Below are 16,207 nucleotides of genomic sequence, written 5' to 3' on the forward strand. Positions count from 1 at the left end.
ATCAGACGCCCTTCTCATACGCGGAACACGGAGAAGGCGCTGAGTCGAAGCCTCTTGGCCGGCGGATGCGGCTCGGGCGGGCGCGGCCGCCACGGACCTGACGATATCGCGCGATGAGGGAAATGCCATTCCGCCGAGAGCGAAGTGAGACCGGGGGCGAACTGAGGTGGTACAAGAGTCCGGTGACGGCAACGACGCTGTTCCAGCGCACCACGGGTCCGCTCGGTGCGCCCTTCCTGCTGCTCGGCGGGTCGCTGGGCAGCAACCTGGACATGTGGCGGCCCCAGCTGCCGCGCTTCGGCGACCGGCTCCGGGTGGTGCGCTTCGACCACCGCGGGCACGGCGGGTCGCCGGTGCCGGCCGGGCCGTACCGCATCGAGGACCTCGGCCGCGACGTGCTGGCCCTGCTCGACCGCCTGGGCATCGAGCGGACGTCGTACTGCGGCCTCTCCCTCGGCGGCATGGTCGGCATGTGGCTGGCCGCCAACGCCCCCGAGCGCATCGACCGGCTGGTGCTCATCTGCACCGCGGCCCACCTGCCGCCGGCCGACGGGTGGCTGGCCCGGGCCCAGCAGGTGCGGGCCGGCGGCATGGCGCCGGTGGCCGACGCGGTGCTCGGGCGCTGGTTCACGCCGCGCTTCCGGGCCGCGCTACCGGCCCGGGTGGCCCCCTACCGGGCGATGATCGCCGCCTGCCCGGCCGAGGGGTACGCAGCCGGGTGCGAGGCGATCGCCGCGATGGACCTGCGCGAGGACCTGCGCCGCATCTGCGCCCCGACGCTCGTCATCGCCGGGGCGGACGACCCCGCCAGCCCGCCCGAGCACGGCGAACGCATCCACGAGGGCATTCGCGGCAGCCGGCTGGTCGTGCTTCCGAATGCGGCTCATCTTGCCAACGTCGAGCAGCCGGAGACGATCGCCCAGCTGATCAACGATCACGTCACCGACTGATAGACCGCCAGGGTCCGGTCGGCGATCGCCGCCCACGAGAAGTGATCCACCGCCCGCTGCCGCCCGGCCCGCCCGAAGGCCGCCGCCCGGGCCGGATCCTCCAGCACGGCGATCATCGCGTCGGCGAGGTCGGCCACGAACCGCGACTCGTCCAGGGGCGTGCCGGAGCCGTCGGACACCTGCTCGATCGGCACCAGCAGGCCCGTTTCGCGGTCGGCCACCACCTCGGGGATGCCGCCGGTGGCGGTGGCCACCACCGCGGTCCGGCAGGCCATCGCCTCGAGGTTGACGATGCCCATCGGCTCGTAGATCGACGGGCAGACGAAGAGCGTGGCGTGGGTGAGGACCTGGATGACCTCGCGCTTGGGCAGCATCTCCTGGACCCACACGACCCCGGAGCGGGTGGCCCTGAGCTCGTCGGCCAGCGCGGTCACCTCCGCCGCGATCTCCGGCGTGTCGGGGGCGCCGGCCAGCAGGACGAGCTGCGTGTCGGGGGGCAGCCGGCGGGCCGCCCGCAGCAGGTACGGCAACCCCTTCTGCCGCGTGATCCGCCCGACGTAGACCACGCTGGGCCGGTCCGCGTCGATGCCGAGGCGCTCCAGCACGTCGGTGCCCTGGTCGGGCGCGTACTGCTCGGTGTCGATGCCATTGTAGACGACGTGCACCTTGTCGGGGTCGACCGCCGGATACGCGCGCAGCACGTCGGCCTTCATCCCGGCCGACACGGCGATGACGGCGTCGGCGGCCTCGATGGCGGTCCGCTCGCACCACGAGGAGAGCGCATAGCCGCCGCCGAGCTGCTCGGCCTTCCACGGCCGCAGCGGCTCCAGGCTGTGCGTGGTCACCACGTGCGGCACGCCGTGCAGGAGCTTGGCGACGTGACCGGCGAGGTTGGCGTACCACGTATGGCTGTGCACGACGTCGGTGCCCGAGCAACCGGCGGCCATCTCGAGGTCGACGCCCATGGTGCGCAGCGCCGGGTTGGCCCCGGACAGGCCGGCCGGGTCGGGGTAGCCGGTCACCCCCGCCTCGCTGCGCGGCGCCCCGAAACAGTGCACGCGCACGTCGAGCGCCGCGGATCGCAGCTCGCGCAGCTCACGGGCAAGATACTCCAGATGCACGCCGGCACCGCCGTAAACGTCCGGCGGGTACTCTCGAGTGAGCAGGTCTACTCGCACGCCCCAAACACTAATTGCTGTTCGTCTGGCGCAACACGCCGGACACGTTTAGCGTCTGCGCCATGGCTGCCAAGAACGTCCTCGCGATCGTCCTCGCCGGAGGCGAGGGCAAGCGGCTGATGCCCTTGACCACCGACCGGGCCAAGCCCGCGGTGCCGTTCGGCGGCATCTACCGCCTGATCGACTTCGTGCTGTCCAACCTCGCCAACGGCGGCTATCTCAAGATGGTCGTGCTGACCCAGTACAAGTCGCACTCGCTGGACCGGCACGTGACGAAGACCTGGCGGATGTCCACGCTGCTCGGCAACTACGTCACGCCGGTGCCCGCCCAGCAGCGCCTCGGCCCGCGCTGGTTCGCCGGCTCCGCCGACGCCATCTACCAGAGCCTGAACCTGATCAACGACGAGCGGCCGGACTACGTCATCGTCTTCGGCGCCGACCACATCTACCGGATGGACCCGGAGCAGATGGTGCGCCAGCACATCGAGTCCGGGGCCTCCGCCACCGTGGCCGGCATCCGCCAGCCGCTGTCCACGGCCGACCAGTTCGGGGTGATCGAGGTGGGCGAGCGGAGCGGCGGGCAGATCAGCGCCTTCCGCGAGAAGCCCAAGGACGCCCGGGGCCTGCCGGACTCCCCCGGCGAGATCTTCGCGTCGATGGGCAACTACGTGTTCACCACCGACGCGCTCATCGACGCCGTCACCCGCGACGCGAAGGACCCGTCCAGCAAGCACGACATGGGCGGCAACATCATCCCGTTCTTCGTCGACCGGAACGAGGCCGCGGTCTACGACTTCAGCCAGAATCGGGTGCCGGGCAGCTCGGAGCGCGACCGCGGCTACTGGCGCGACGTGGGGACCCTGGACTCGTACTACGAGGCCAACATGGACCTCATCGCGGTCCAGCCGGTCTTCAACCTGTACAACTTCGACTGGCCCATCTACACCGGCAACAGCCCGTGGCCGCCGGCGAAGTTCGTGCACGGCTGGGGCGAGCGGGTCGGCCGGGCGGTCGGCTCGATGATCTCCCCCGGCGCGGTCATCTCCGGCTCCCTGGTGGAGAACTCGGTGGTGTCGCCGAACGTGAAGGTGCACTCCTGGGCCCACGTCGAGGGTTCGGTGCTCATGGAGGGCGTCGACATCGGGCGGCACGCCGTGGTGCGCAACGCCATCCTGGACAAGAACGTGATCGTGCCCGAGGGCGCCGAGATCGGCGTGGATCTCGAGCGCGACCGCAGGCGCTACACGGTGTCGGACGGTGGCATCGTGGTCATCGGCAAGGGGCAGAAGGTGGAGCCCTGACGCACCCGGCTTCCGCTGCGACTCCTGGGAAGATTCGATACGGTGAGGATCATGGGTGAGACCCCCGAGGCCCTGAAGACCGAGATCGCTACCACGGAAGCGACCGAGACGGAGATCGCGTTGTCCGCGGAACCGGTGCAGCCGCAGGAGACGGCCGAGTCTCCCGCGGCGGCCTTCCACGCGCCACCGGTCGGCGTCGGGCAGCGCTTCCCGATCGAGCGGGTCACCCCGCAGATCGAGGGCGGACGCTTCGCCGCCAAGGCCGTCGTCGGTGAGCTGGTGCCGGTCTCGGCCGTCTCCTACCGCGAGGGCCACGCGATGATGGGCACCAACGTGGTGCTCATCGCGCCGGACGGCACCGAGCGGCCGTTCAACCGGCTGCGCCCCGGCCCGCCCGGCTCCGACTCGTGGCTGGGCGAGATGCGACCCGACACGGTCGGCGCCTGGACCTTCGCCGTCGAGGCGTTCAGCGATCCGTACCTCACCTGGCACAGCGCCGTGTCCAAGAAGATCGCCGCCGGGCAGGGCCTCGAGGACCTCGTCAACGACCTGGCCGAGGGCGCGGCGCTGCTGCGCGAGGCGGCCGCGGGCGTGCCGCAGGACGAGCGCGGCCGGGTCGAGGGGGCCGCCGCCGCGCTCGACGACGCCGGCATCGCGCTGTTCGCCCGGGTCTCGCCGGCGCTGGGCCTCGGCGACGTGCTCTGGCGGCATCCGGTGCGCCAGCAGGTCACCCGCGGCCCGGCGCTGCCGCTGTGGTGCGACCGGGAGCGGGCGCTGTTCTCGGCCTGGTACGAGTTCTTCCCGCGCTCCGAGGGCGCGGTCGTCGACGAGCGCGGCAAGCCGGTCAAGCACGGCACCTTCGCCTCGGCCGCGCCGCGCCTGGCCCAGGTGGCGGAGATGGGCTTCGACGTGGTGTACCTGCCGCCGATCCACCCGATCGGCCGGGTCAACCGCAAGGGCCCGAACAACACGCTCGTCGCCGGGCCGGACGATGTCGGCTCGCCGTGGGCGATCGGCGCCGAGGAGGGCGGGCACGACGCCATCCACCCGGACCTGGGCACCGGAGAGGACTTCCGCGCGTTCGTCGCCGAGGCCCGCCGGGCCGGTGTGGAGATCGCGATGGACCTGGCCCTGCAGTGCGCGCCGGACCACCCGTGGGTCACCGCGCACCCGGAGTGGTTCACCACCCGCGCCGACGGCAGCATCGCCTACGCGGAGAATCCGCCGAAGAAGTACCAGGACATCTATCCCCTGAACTTCGACAACGACCCCGAGGGCATCCGCGCCGAGGTCCTGCGCGTGGTCCTGCACTGGGTGGCGCAGGACGTCAAGATCTTCCGGGTGGACAACCCGCACACCAAGCCGGTCGGGTTCTGGCACTGGCTGATCGGCGAGGTGAAGGCGGTCGACCCGGACGTGCTGTTCCTGGCCGAGGCGTTCACCAGGCCGGCCATGATGCACGGGCTGGGCAAGATCGGGTTCTCGCAGTCGTACACCTACTTCACCTGGCGCGTCGAGGGCTGGGAGCTTCGGGAGTACGTCCAGCAGCTGATCGCCGCCGCGGACTACATGCGCCCGAACTTCTGGCCCAACACGCCCGACATCCTGCCGGAGCACCTGCAGCACGGCGGCCCGCCGATGTTCAAGATCCGCGCGGTGCTGGCCTCGCTGCTCAGCCCGTCCTGGGGCATGTACGCGGGCTTCGAGCTCTTCGAGCACCTGCCCCGGCCCGGCGCCGAGGAGTACCTGGACAACGAGAAGTTCCAGCTGCGCCCGCGCGACTGGGAGGCCGCCGAGCGAAACGGCGAGTCCCTGGCGCCGTACCTGCGCAAGCTCAACACCGTGCGGCGCGAGCACAAGGCGCTGCAGCGGCTGCGCAACGTCGTGTTCCACGGCATCGACAACGAGCAGGTGCTCTGCTTCTCCAAGCGCGACCCGGAGACGGACGACACCGTCCTGGTTGTGGTATCGCTTGATTCGCACAACGTGCAGTGGGGTAACACGACCCTGGACATGCCCGCGCTGGGCTTCGACTGGCACGAGCGTTTCACGGTGCGCGACGAGGTGACCGGCGCGACGTTCGACTGGGGACAGCACAATGCGGTCCGGCTCGACCCCTACTACGAGCCGGCCCACGTGTTCACGGTGCATCGCCACCGCTAGAAAAGAGCAGGGCTAGAAAAGAGCAAGGCAGGTGGGTACGACATGACCGACGCAGCCGGGCACACCGCCGTCGAGCACCCGTCGTCCAGCGACTTCAACCAGGCGCGGGTGCTGCCCGCCGACGAGTCGTGGTTCCAGCGGGCCGTGTTCTACGAGGTCCTGGTGCGGGCCTTCGCGGACTCCAACGCGGACGGTTCGGGCGACCTCAAGGGGCTCATCGGCCAGCTCGACTACCTGCAGTGGCTCGGCGTCGACTGCCTGTGGCTGCCGCCCTTCTACGACTCCCCGTTGCGCGACGGGGGGTACGACATCCGGGACTTCTACAAGGTCCTGCCGGACTTCGGCACCGTCGAGGACTTCGTCGAGCTGCTCGACGCGGCCCACAAGCGGGGCATCCGGGTGATCACGGACCTGGTCATGAACCACACGTCGGACTCCCACCAGTGGTTCCAGGAGTCCCGGCGCGACCCCCACGGGCCGTACGGCGACTTCTACGTCTGGTCCGACACGGACAAGGGCTACTCCGACGCGCGGGTCATCTTCGTCGACACCGAGGAGTCCAACTGGACGTTCGACCCGGTGCGGCGGCAGTTCTACTGGCACCGGTTCTTCTCCCACCAGCCGGACCTCAACTACGCCAACCCCGAGGTCCAGCGCGAGATGATCGACGCGCTGCGGTTCTGGCTCGACCTGGGCATCGACGGCTTCCGGCTCGACGCGGTGCCGTACCTCTTCGAGTCCGAGGGCACCAACTGCGAGAACCTGCCGGAGACCCACGAGTTCCTGCGCCGCTGCCGCAAGGTCATCGACGACGAGTACCCCGGCCGGGTCCTGCTCGCCGAGGCCAACCAGTGGCCGGCCGACGTCGTGGAGTACTTCGGCAATGGTGACGAGTGCCACATGGCCTTCCACTTCCCGCTCATGCCGCGCATCTTCATGGCGGTCCGCCGGGAGTCGCGCTTCCCGATCTCGGAGATCCTGGCCCACACGCCGCAGATCCCGGCGAACTGCCAGTGGGGCATCTTCCTGCGCAACCACGACGAGCTGACCCTGGAGATGGTCACCGACGAGGAGCGCGACTACATGTACGCCGAGTACGCCAAGGACCCGCGGATGCGCGCGAACGTGGGCATCCGCCGGCGGCTCGCCCCGCTGCTGGAGAACGACCGCAACCAGATCGAGCTGTTCACCGCGCTGCTGCTGTCGCTGCCGGGTTCGCCGGTGCTGTACTACGGCGACGAGATCGGCATGGGCGACAACATCTGGCTCGGCGACCGCGACGGCGTGCGCACCCCGATGCAGTGGACGCCGGACCGCAACGCCGGCTTCTCCCAGGCCAACCCGGGCCGGCTCTATCTGCCGGCGATCCAGGACCACGTGTACGGCTACCAGTCCGTCAACGTGGAGGCGCAGAAGGAGAGCTCCACCTCGGTGCTCAACTGGACGCGCACGATGCTGGCGGTCCGCCGCCGCCACGAGGCGTTCGCCGCCGGCGAGTTCCGCGAGCTGGGCGGCTCCAACCCGTCGATCCTGGCGTTCCTGCGGGTGCACGGCGACGACATCGTGCTGTGCGTGAACAACCTGTCCCGCTTCCCCCAGCCGATCGAGCTCAACCTGCAGCCGTGGGCCGGCTACACGCCGATCGAGCTCACCGGGCACGTGCAGTTCCCCAACATCGGCCAGCTGCCATACCTGCTCACCCTGCCCGGGCACGGCTTCTACTGGTTCCACCTGAGCGCGCCGGCCGAGCAGAGCTAGAGGAGTGCCATGACGTCGCTGCCGTACACCGAGTGGCTGCCGCACCAGCGGTGGTATGCGGGCCGGACCCGCGAGCTGACCGGGGTCGAGCCCGCCGTCGTCACCCACCTGCCCGACAACCTCGACCATGTGCTGCTCGACGCCCACTACGCCGACGGCGGCTCGGAGCGCTACCAGCTCGTCGTCGGCTGGAACCTCGACATCGCCGCGGAGCTGTCCGCGGCCGCGCTCATCGGCGCCGACGGCGAGCGGACCGCGTCCGACGCCCTCTACGACGAGCAGTCGTCCCAGCGGCTGCTGGCCCTCATCGACACCGGCGCGGTCGTCGACGGCGTGCGCTTCATCCCCGAGCCCGGGGTGGCGCTGCCGGTCGACGCCCCGGCCCGCATCGGCGGGGCCGAGCAGAGCAACACCAGCGTGGTCTACGACAGCGCGGCCATCCTCAAGGTCTTCCGCCGGGTGAGCGCCGGGATCAACCCCGACCTGGAGCTCAACCGGGTCCTGGCCCGGGCCGGCTGTCCCAACGTCGCCCGGCTGCTCGGCGCGATCGAGAGCGACACGCCGGACGGGGAGCACCTGGCGCTGGCCATGGTGACCGAGTACGCCCAGAACTCCGCCGAGGGCTGGGCGATGGCCACCACCAGCGCGCGCGACCTGTTCGCCGAGCACGACCTCAACCCCGACGAGGTGGGCGGCGACTTCGCCAGCGAGTCGGCCCGGCTGGGCGAGGCGGTGGCGCACGTGCACCGCACCCTGGCCGAGCACCTCGGCACGCAGGCCACGCCGTCGCCCGTGCCGGCGATGCTGCGGCGCCTCGAGGCCAACGTGCGGATCGTGCCCGAGCTGGCCGAGATGGCCGACGACATCACGACCATGTTCCGCGCGGTCGGCGAGGAGCCGGTCACCGCCCAGCGCATCCACGGCGACCTCCACCTCGGCCAGGTGCTGCGCACCCCGGAGTCGTGGCTGCTCATCGACTTCGAGGGCGAGCCCGGGATGCCGGTCGAGGAGCGCCGCAGGCCGGATTCGGTACTGCGGGACGTCGCCGCCATGCTGCGCTCGTACGAGTACGCTGCCCACCAGCTGCTGCTCGGCGCGGAGGACGACGAGGAACTCGCCCGGCGGGCGCGGCAGTGGGTGGACCGTAACCGGGACGCGTTCTGCGACGGCTATGCTGCCGCCGCCGGTTACGACCCGCGCGACGACCGGGCGTTGCTGCGGGCGTACGAGCTGGACAAGGCGGTCTACGAGGCCGCCTACGAGGCCCGTTACCGGCCGGGCTGGCTGCGGATCCCCCTGCAGTCGATCGAGCGCATGGTGAACGGCTCCGACCTCACGACAAGGTGATCACCTCTATGAATCTCGACGACCTCATCGCCGGGCGGGCCCACGACCCGCACGGCATCCTGGGCGCCCACCCCGGCACCGACACGACCGTCGTGCGGGCCCTGCGCCGCGGCGCCTCCGACGTGGCCGTGGTCGTCGACGGCGAGCGGCACCCGATGACCCAGGTCCACGGCGATGGCGTCTTCGAGGCCGAGATCCCCGGCATCGTGAGCGACTACCGCATCGACGCCGACGGCGACCTCACCGACGACCCGTACCGGCACCTGCCCACCCTCGGCGAGCTCGACCTGCACCTCATCCGGGAGGGGCGGCACGAGCGGCTGTGGAACGTCCTCGGCGCCCAGGTCCACCAGGGCGGCGTCGCCTTCGCCGTGTGGGCGCCCAACGCCCGCGGGGTGCGGGTCGTCGGCGACTTCACCGGGTGGGGCTCGCACGACGGCTGGCCGATGCGCTCGCTGGGCGGCAGCGGCGTGTGGGAGCTCTACGTGCCCGGGGCCAAGACCGGGGACAAGTACAAGTTCCGGCTGCTCACCCCGGACAACGACTGGGTGGAGAAGGCCGACCCGCTGGCCCGGCACACCGAGCAGCCCCCGGCCACGGCCAGCGTCGTCTACGAGTCCGGCTACGAATGGAAGGACGCCGACTGGCTGGCCGCCCGGGCCGAGCGCCGCCCGCACCAGGGCCCGGTCAGCATCTACGAGGTCCACCTCGGCTCGTGGCGGCCCGGACTGTCCTACGTGGAGCTGGCCGACCAGCTCACCGAGTACGTCACCGACCTCGGGTTCACGCACGTCGAGTTCCTGCCGGTGATGGAGCACCCGTTCGGCGGGTCGTGGGGGTACCAGGTCACCGGCTACTACGCGCCGACGGCCCGCTTCGGCTCCCCAGACGAGTTCCGCTACCTCGTCGACCGGCTGCACCAGGCCGACATCGGCGTGATCCTGGACTGGGTGCCGGCCCACTTCCCGAAGGACGCCTGGGCCCTGGCCCGCTTCGACGGCGCCCCGCTCTACGAGCACGGCGACTGGCGCCGCGGCGAGCACCCCGACTGGGGCACCCTCATCTTCGACTTCGGCCGCAAGGAGGTGCGCAACTTCCTGGTGGCCAACGCCCTGTACTGGTGCGACGAGTTCCACGCCGACGCGCTGCGGGTCGACGCGGTCGCCTCGATGCTGTACCTCGACTACTCCCGCGAGCACGGGCAGTGGTCGCCGAACCAGTACGGCGGCCGGGAGAACCTCGACGCGATCTCCTTCCTGCAGGAGGCCAACGCCACCGTCTACAAGCACCACCCCGGCATCATGATGATCGCCGAGGAGTCGACGGCGTGGCTGGGCGTGACCCGCCCGACGGACTCCGGCGGCCTGGGCTTCGGCTTCAAGTGGAACATGGGCTGGATGCACGACACGCTCACCTACGTGGGCAAGGACCCCATCTACCGGCAGTACCACCACAACCAGATGACGTTCGCCACGGTGTACGCCTGGAGCGAGAACTACATGCTGCCGATCAGCCACGACGAGGTCGTGCACGGCAAGGGCTCCCTGGTCGGCAAGATGCCCGGCGACCTGTGGAAGAAGGTGGCCAACGCCCGGGCGCTGCTGGCCTACATGTGGTCGTTCCCCGGCAAGCAGCTGCTGTTCATGGGCTGCGAGCTCGGCGACGAGCAGGAGTGGAGCGAGGAGCGCGGCCTGAACTGGGACCTGCTGCAGGACCCGCTGCGGGGCGGCCTGCAGAACCTCGTGCGCGACCTCAACGCCACCTACCGGGCCCACCCGGCGCTGTGGAGCCAGGACATCACCCCGGACGGCTTCCGCTGGATCAACAACGAGGACTCCGGCGGCAACGTCTTCTCCTACCTGCGCTGGGGCGGCGACGGCTCGGTCATCGCGGTGATCGTGAACTTCGCCGCGCACCCGCACGAGGGCTACCGGATCGGCCTGCCGTTCACCGGCCGATGGTCGGAGATCCTCAACACCGACGCCATCGTCTACGGCGGCTCCGGCGTCGGCAACCTGGGCGCCGTCGAGGCGACCGGCGACCCGCACAACGGGTTGCCCGCCTCGGCCGTCCTGCGCGTCCCACCGCTGGGTGCCCTCTGGCTGAAGCTGGGGTAGCCGGTCGTACCCTCACAGCATGACCGTGGACTTCCGCGACACCATCACCATTGCCGCCCCGGCCGCGGTGGCCGGGGACGTCATGAAAGCGGTCCAGGACTGGCCGTCCTGGACCGCTTCGGTGTCCAAGGTGGACCGCCCGGCCACCGGACCGCTGGCCGCCGGCGAGACCGTCGTCGTGACCCAGCCCAGGCTGCGCCCGTCGACCTGGACCGTCACCCGCGTCGACGCGCACGGCTTCGAGTGGACCTCCGACTCGAGCCCCGGCATCCGCAACGTGGGCGGCCACTGGGCCATCGACAACGGCGACGGCACCTGCACGGCCGAGCTGACCCTGTCGTTCGCCGGGCCCCTCGCCCGGGTCGTGACGCTGTTCTATGCCGGGCTGATCCGGCGGTACATCAGGATGGAGGCCGAGGGCCTGCGCAAGGCCGCCGAGGAGCGCGCCGGCGGCCGGTAGCCGTCACGGCGACGGGCGGTGCGGCGCGGGCAGGTCGCTCAGGAGGTTGTGGTCGTACACCAGGATCGTCCAGCGGCCCAGGTCCACCCGCTCCCTCGGCGCGCCGAACCGGGTCACCGCCCCGCTGACCGTGCCGTAGTGCTCCAGCGACGTGTCGATGATGACGAACCGGGCGTCGTGGCGCGCCGCGTCGAACCAGTCCCCCCGCGACTCCCAGTGGAAGGCCCGCGGAATCGGATCCACCACCGGCGCCACCCTCACCCGGCCGTCGGTGGCCACGGTGACCGAGTTCGAGGCCCAGTAGGCGCCCAGGCCGTAGCGCAGGTCGTGCGCCTCCAGCCAGGCCGCCGCCTCGGCCGCCTCGACCGGGGCCGGCCTGGCCACCGCCGCCTGTGCCCCGAACGCGGCCGCCAGCACCGCGGCCAGCGCGCCCGCGGCGATCCACCCGCGCACCCGGATCCTGGCCAGCCGGTCGCCGAAGACCCGGGCCGCCAGCACCGCGCCGAAGGGCAGCACCGCGACCACCTGGCGGGCGCTGGCCATGTCCCCGGCCTGGGTCGAGGCGACGTAGGCGGCCAGGTTCACCGCGATGGCCACGGCCAGCCACTGGGCCACCCGGTCGTCGGGCCCGCGCCGGCGCAGCAGCCGCGCGATCGAGACCACCGTGGCGAGCAGGGCGGCCGCCATGAGCAGCAGCTTCACGACGCCGGCGGCCTGGTACAGCAGGGTCAGGGCCGGATGGTCGCCGGTCAGGTGCGGGAAGTACGCCCCGTAGTCCAGGGCCGTCGTGCGGGCCAGCAGCATGAGGTGGTCCGGCACCGCGTCCCAGGTGGTGAACTGGGCGATCGGCGCGTGCACCCGGTAGCCGCCGGCCAGGTCGATGAGGCGCACGGCGGCGTGGGACAGGGCCACCGAGGCGGCCGCGGCGACGAGGAGGTGGGCGTCGGGGCCCTTCTCGGCGCGGGTCCAGATGGCCCGCAGCAGCCGCAGGGCGCTCACGGTGGCCAGCGGGAGGGCCCCGATGTACATGGCCAGGGGGTCGCCGACCTGGGCCAGCGTCAGCACCACGGCGACCGCCACCGGCCACCAGCGCCCCAGCCGCGCCCGGTGCCCGAAGAGCAGGGCCGCGACCAGCAGGGGCACCGCGGTGCCGGTGTGGTCGGGGACGTTGAGCACGGTCGCGAAGCCGGCGCCGGGCGAGGGCACGAGCAGTACCGCCACCACCACCCCGGCCCGGGCCCACGCCGCGCGGCCGGTGGCCCCTTCGCGGGCGACCAGCGCGGCGAAGAGGATGAGCAGCACGTAGGTGATGGCCGCGGCGACGTGGATCACGTCCTGGTCGAGCCCGTAGAACAGCTCGATCAGCGCGTACTGCACCAGCTCCGTCGGGTAGAACGAGACGTCGCTGAGCGTCCAGCCGGCCAGCCCGAGGTTGCCGTGCAGCAGGTCCCAGGCCTGCAGCGCGTTGGCCGCCCCGTCGGCGTTGGTGCCGTTGCTGCGGGCCATGCGCAGGTACCCCACCAGCAGCACGGCGACGCCACAGACCAACAGGCCGGCGGCGGCGAACCGGTGGCGGACGGGAAGCCGCTCGTCGGCGGGCCGCTGCTTGGCGGTGACCGCGGCGACTGCGGGCCCGGCGCTCGTCGTCGTGGACGTGGGACTCACCCGCGTCATTGTGGGGCACGGCGGCAGTCGGCCATCAGATAGGTCTGATCACTGACACTCGCCCAAGCCTGACAACCTCACCGGGGTACTGCACTCTGTAGCGAGATTATTGCTCTACGTATCGTCGGGCCCGCCCTGACCGTCCTCGAGGTGCATGGCCTGCGAGGTGTACTCCCCGGCCGCCTCGCTGTGCTCCGGCGCCGGCCGGTCCGCCCCGGGAGCGTGCGAGTGCACGCGGCCGCCCGACGGCCCGCGGCGCGAGATGACCGGGAACGCGACCAGCCGCACCGGTTCCGGCGGCGCACTCATCCGGCCCGCGCCCCAGCGCACCCACAGCGCGACCCGCCCGGCCGCCCCCTCCGCGACGAGCTTGTCCAGCGTCCGCCGCCGATCGGCGTGGTCCACCTCGACCACCACCGGGGCATCGCCCGGCCGGGCGATGCCGACGTCGACGACCGAGAACTGCCGGTCGTACGGCGCAGGCAGCGGCACGACGCTGGCCGCCCGCCGATAGGCCCGCCACCCCTGCTCCCGCGCCCACCCGACGACCGCCTCGATCAGCAGCTCGGTGACCTCGTCCGTGCCCCGGTCGGCGAACGAGAGCCGGTCGAGGTGCGCGCCCAACGCCGCCGCGAGATCCATGCGAAGACCCTAAACTGCGCGTGGTGAGCGTCACGCGCCTGCGCCGGGCCTACGAGCGGCAGCGCGCCCTGGCCGGCGGGGACTGGCACGCCCGGGTGTCGGTCGGGGGCACCGCCGTGGTCGAGGACGACGACGAGCGGGTCATCAAGGGGTACAGCGTCCAGAAGCTCGCCGTCGCGGTGGCCCTGCTCGACAAGTCCGACCGCGGCGGGCTCGACCTGGCCGAACGGATCCGCCTCGGCCCGGGTGACGTGCTGGGCGGCAGCGGCCTGTACCACCTGCAGCCCGTCTGGGGCGACGAGCTCACCGTGGCCGGCGTCCTCACCGCCCTGCTGCTCGTCTCCGACAACACCGCGGTGCGCCTGTGCGGCCGCCTGGTCCCGCCGGCCGAGATCAACGAGATCCTGGCCGCCAAGGGCTTCGTCCACACCCGGGTCGAGCCGGCCGGTCCCTCGCGGTTCTTCCTGGGCGACACGACCGCCCGCGAGACCCACGACCTCCTCGCCCGCCTGGTCACCGGCGCCCTGCTCGCCCCGGCCAGCACCTCGTTCCTCCTGGGCGTGCTGCGCGGCGCCGCCGGCTACCACGACGGCGTGCGCCACGACATGTCCTCGGCCGAACGCGCCCGCGTGGCCACCAAGCACGGCGCCGACCGGGACGAGCGCGGCGCCGCCCGCCACGAGGCCGGCATCGTCTTCACCCCGAGCGGCCACCCCGGCGCCGTCTATGCCCTCTTCGCCGGCGGTCTGGGCGACGAGGACGACTACGGCCCCACCCACCCCGCCGCGGCCGCCCACGCCCGGCTTGGGCGGATCATGCTGGAATGTTGTTAGGTTCGATGCATGATGCAGCGCTACCGCGAGCAGACGCGCTTCAGCGACCCCGGCGAGTTCGGCGAGCTCCTGGACGACCTGCCCGAGGATCTGCCGTCCCTGATGGCGGCCGTGCGCAACCTCGTCGTGCACTACCGCTGCGCCGGCCTCACCTTCTCCGGTGACCGCCTCGGCGAGATCGACGCCCGCTGGGTGAGCCGCATCCTGCGGCTCGACCAGTCCCGCTTCCCCGGCCCGCTGACCGCGCCCCGCCCCCAGGCCGAGCGCGTGGTCGGCTGCTGCCGCGACTACGCCATCCTCACCGTGTCGACCCTGCGCCGCCGCGGGGTGCCGGCCCGCACGAGGGTCGGCTTCGCCCCCTACTTCGCCGAGGACTGGAACTACGACCACATCGTGGCCGAATACTGGAACGGCACCCGCTGGGTGATGGCCGACGCCCAGCTGGACCCCGCCGACGTGCCCTTCGACCCGGCCGACGTCCCCCAGTTCATCACCGCCGCCCAGGCCTGGACCGCCCACCGCCGCGGCATCATCGACGCCGACCGCTACGGCGTGGACCCGCACCTGCCGTTCCGCGGTCACCAGTACCTCCTGGACGCCGTGCTCCTGGAGGTCGCCCACCGCAACGGCGACGAGGTCCTGCTGTGGGACCAGTGGGGCGCCATCACCGACCGCACCGCCGACAACCTCGCCGAGCTCCTCCTGTCCGCCGACCGCGGCGACGCCGCCGCCGAGCGCGCCCTGACCGAGCGCTACCGCACCGACCCCAACCTGCGGCTCGACGGCCGGGTCCACTGCTTGTCCCCGAGCGGCTTCGACGGCTGGGTCAAGGTCTGAGGTTGGGCGTCGAGGGTCGACACCGGCCGCGCTGTCCACGGCCACCCGCCCGTGTCGGGTTGTCGGCAAACTTGGCCCATAGCCCCGGTTTTCCGCCAACCTGACACGAACGTCGGTGAGAGGGGTGGGTGTGGGGCGCGTGTCCGGTGCGGCATTCCGGACGGCCGGTATCCGCGCTGCGGCGGTCGTCTTCGCGGTGTCGTGGCTGATCTTTCCGGGGTTCGGCGTGATCGACCTGTCGGTGACGTGGGACCCGGGATGGCTGGTGGCGCTGGAGGCCGGCTGGGGGCTGATGTTCACCGTGCTCGTCGCGGCGGCCTTCGTCCGGGTCGCGGTGCGGCCCCGGCGGTCGGCGCCCGCCGTCGTGCAGTTGCTGTGCGTCGCGGCGACCCTCGCGGTCTCCGCCGCCGCCTCGCTGGAATGGGCCCTGGTGCTCGTCGCGCTGGCCGTGGCCGCGGAGGCGCTCGTCGTGGCGTTCGCGCCCGGGCGGGAGCCGCTCGCCGCGGGCGGGGTCCGGGTGGACCGGCCGCTGGCGGTCCTGGCCGGGCTCGGGGCGCTGCCCTGGCTGGCGTACGCCAATGCGATGTACGCGGCGAACCGGGAGCGGCTGCTGCCCGAGGACATCACGATCGGGATCAACCACTACGCCGTGCAGGGCGCGGTGGGCCTCGCCCTCGTGGTGCTGAGCGGGACGGCGGCGTGCCGGGTGCGCGGCCGGCGGTTCGTCGGGATCGGGGTCGGCCTGGTGGCCGCCTATCTCGGCCTCGTCTGCCTCGCCTGGCCGGGGACGCCCGGCGGGTTCGGGCCGGTCTGGTCGGTGCTGAGCATGGCCTGGGGCATCGCCTTCGGCGCGCTCGCCGCCGTCCGGGGCGCGGGTCCCGGCGCCACCCAGGACGCCGGGTCGAGCGAGGCGTACCCCGCTCGCGGCCTGCGAACGCCGCTCAGCTGAGAGGTTC

Annotated in this window: 13 protein-coding genes; 10 read left to right on the forward strand and 3 right to left on the reverse strand. The window is 71.8% G+C overall.

The genetic code is table 11. The features are described 5' to 3' along the window. Window positions 1–182 precede the first annotated feature (182 nt). Complete coding sequence (gene pcaD, locus AB0M46_RS10610) at window positions 183–950, forward strand: 3-oxoadipate enol-lactonase (protein ID WP_363334606.1); 768 nt, start codon at window positions 183–185, stop codon at window positions 948–950. On the opposite strand, the gene glgA is transcribed toward pcaD, so the two are convergent. Further along, window positions 935–2,128: a glycogen synthase gene (glgA, locus tag AB0M46_RS10615; protein ID WP_363334608.1), complete on the reverse strand. Its 1,194-nt coding sequence runs from the start codon at window positions 2,126–2,128 to the stop codon at window positions 935–937. The two genes, pcaD and glgA, sit on opposite strands and share 16 nt — an antisense overlap. Window positions 2,129–2,190: 62 nt before the next feature. On the opposite strand from glgA, the gene glgC reads away from it, so the two are divergent. From glgC to AB0M46_RS10645, 6 genes are read left to right on the forward strand one after another with little or no spacing between them, the layout of a single operon-like run. Continuing rightward, window positions 2,191–3,429, forward strand: a complete 1,239-nt coding sequence (gene glgC, locus AB0M46_RS10620; RefSeq protein WP_363334610.1) for a glucose-1-phosphate adenylyltransferase — start codon at window positions 2,191–2,193, stop codon at window positions 3,427–3,429. A 51-nt stretch (window positions 3,430–3,480) separates the two neighbouring features. Next, a complete protein-coding gene (locus AB0M46_RS10625; RefSeq protein WP_363334611.1) occupies window positions 3,481–5,592 on the forward strand; it encodes an alpha-1,4-glucan--maltose-1-phosphate maltosyltransferase in 2,112 nt (703 codons plus the stop codon). A gap of 42 nt (window positions 5,593–5,634) precedes the next feature. Next, window positions 5,635–7,350: a maltose alpha-D-glucosyltransferase gene (gene treS, locus AB0M46_RS10630; protein WP_363334613.1), complete on the forward strand. Its 1,716-nt coding sequence runs from the start codon at window positions 5,635–5,637 to the stop codon at window positions 7,348–7,350. A 9-nt stretch (window positions 7,351–7,359) separates the two neighbouring features. Further along, window positions 7,360–8,697, forward strand: a complete 1,338-nt coding sequence (locus tag AB0M46_RS10635) for a maltokinase (RefSeq protein ID WP_363334615.1) — start codon at window positions 7,360–7,362, stop codon at window positions 8,695–8,697. 8 nt (window positions 8,698–8,705) lie between these two features. Further along, a complete protein-coding gene (gene glgB / locus AB0M46_RS10640) occupies window positions 8,706–10,814 on the forward strand; it encodes a 1,4-alpha-glucan branching protein GlgB (protein WP_363334617.1) in 2,109 nt (702 codons plus the stop codon). A 19-nt stretch (window positions 10,815–10,833) separates the two neighbouring features. Then, on the forward strand, window positions 10,834–11,274 hold the full coding sequence (locus AB0M46_RS10645; RefSeq protein WP_363334619.1) for an SRPBCC family protein: 441 nt from the start codon (window positions 10,834–10,836) through the stop codon (window positions 11,272–11,274). Between the two features lie 3 nt (window positions 11,275–11,277). On the opposite strand, the gene AB0M46_RS10650 is transcribed toward AB0M46_RS10645, so the two are convergent. Further along, the gene (locus AB0M46_RS10650) at window positions 11,278–12,939 is read right to left on the reverse strand and encodes a hypothetical protein (RefSeq protein WP_363334621.1); all 1,662 of its coding nucleotides are present in this window, start codon (window positions 12,937–12,939) and stop codon (window positions 11,278–11,280) included. Window positions 12,940–13,053: 114 nt separating this feature from the next. Continuing rightward, complete coding sequence (locus tag AB0M46_RS10655) at window positions 13,054–13,581, reverse strand: hypothetical protein (protein ID WP_363334623.1); 528 nt, start codon at window positions 13,579–13,581, stop codon at window positions 13,054–13,056. A 23-nt stretch (window positions 13,582–13,604) separates the two neighbouring features. Between AB0M46_RS10655 and AB0M46_RS10660 the strand changes: the two genes are divergently transcribed. The 3 genes from AB0M46_RS10660 (at window position 13,605) to AB0M46_RS10670 (ending at window position 16,200) form a co-directional block, all read left to right on the forward strand. Further along, a complete protein-coding gene (locus AB0M46_RS10660) occupies window positions 13,605–14,414 on the forward strand; it encodes a serine hydrolase (RefSeq protein ID WP_363334624.1) in 810 nt (269 codons plus the stop codon). A gap of 9 nt (window positions 14,415–14,423) precedes the next feature. Beyond that, window positions 14,424–15,251, forward strand: coding sequence for a transglutaminase-like domain-containing protein (locus tag AB0M46_RS10665; RefSeq protein WP_363334626.1), 828 nt, complete (start codon window positions 14,424–14,426; stop codon window positions 15,249–15,251). A 139-nt stretch (window positions 15,252–15,390) separates the two neighbouring features. Next, window positions 15,391–16,200, forward strand: coding sequence for a hypothetical protein (locus AB0M46_RS10670; RefSeq protein WP_363334628.1), 810 nt, complete (start codon window positions 15,391–15,393; stop codon window positions 16,198–16,200). The last annotated feature ends 7 nt before the right edge of the window (window positions 16,201–16,207 follow it).

It is taken from the genome of Dactylosporangium sp. NPDC051485 (assembly GCF_040682015.1).
In the GTDB taxonomy this organism is placed as follows: Bacteria; Actinomycetota; Actinomycetes; order Mycobacteriales; family Micromonosporaceae; genus Dactylosporangium.

Coding starts and splice junctions, on each gene's coding strand:
- glgC (WP_363334610.1), top strand. CDS start 2,191: ATGGCTGCCAAGAACGTCCTCGCGATCGTCCTCGCCGGAGGCGAGGGC.
- AB0M46_RS10625 (WP_363334611.1), top strand. CDS start 3,481: ATGGGTGAGACCCCCGAGGCCCTGAAGACCGAGATCGCTACCACGGAA.
- treS (WP_363334613.1), top strand. CDS start 5,635: ATGACCGACGCAGCCGGGCACACCGCCGTCGAGCACCCGTCGTCCAGC.
- AB0M46_RS10635 (WP_363334615.1), top strand. CDS start 7,360: ATGACGTCGCTGCCGTACACCGAGTGGCTGCCGCACCAGCGGTGGTAT.
- glgB (WP_363334617.1), top strand. CDS start 8,706: ATGAATCTCGACGACCTCATCGCCGGGCGGGCCCACGACCCGCACGGC.
- AB0M46_RS10645 (WP_363334619.1), top strand. CDS start 10,834: ATGACCGTGGACTTCCGCGACACCATCACCATTGCCGCCCCGGCCGCG.
- AB0M46_RS10655 (WP_363334623.1), bottom strand. CDS start 13,581: ATGGATCTCGCGGCGGCGTTGGGCGCGCACCTCGACCGGCTCTCGTTC.
- AB0M46_RS10665 (WP_363334626.1), top strand. CDS start 14,424: ATGATGCAGCGCTACCGCGAGCAGACGCGCTTCAGCGACCCCGGCGAG.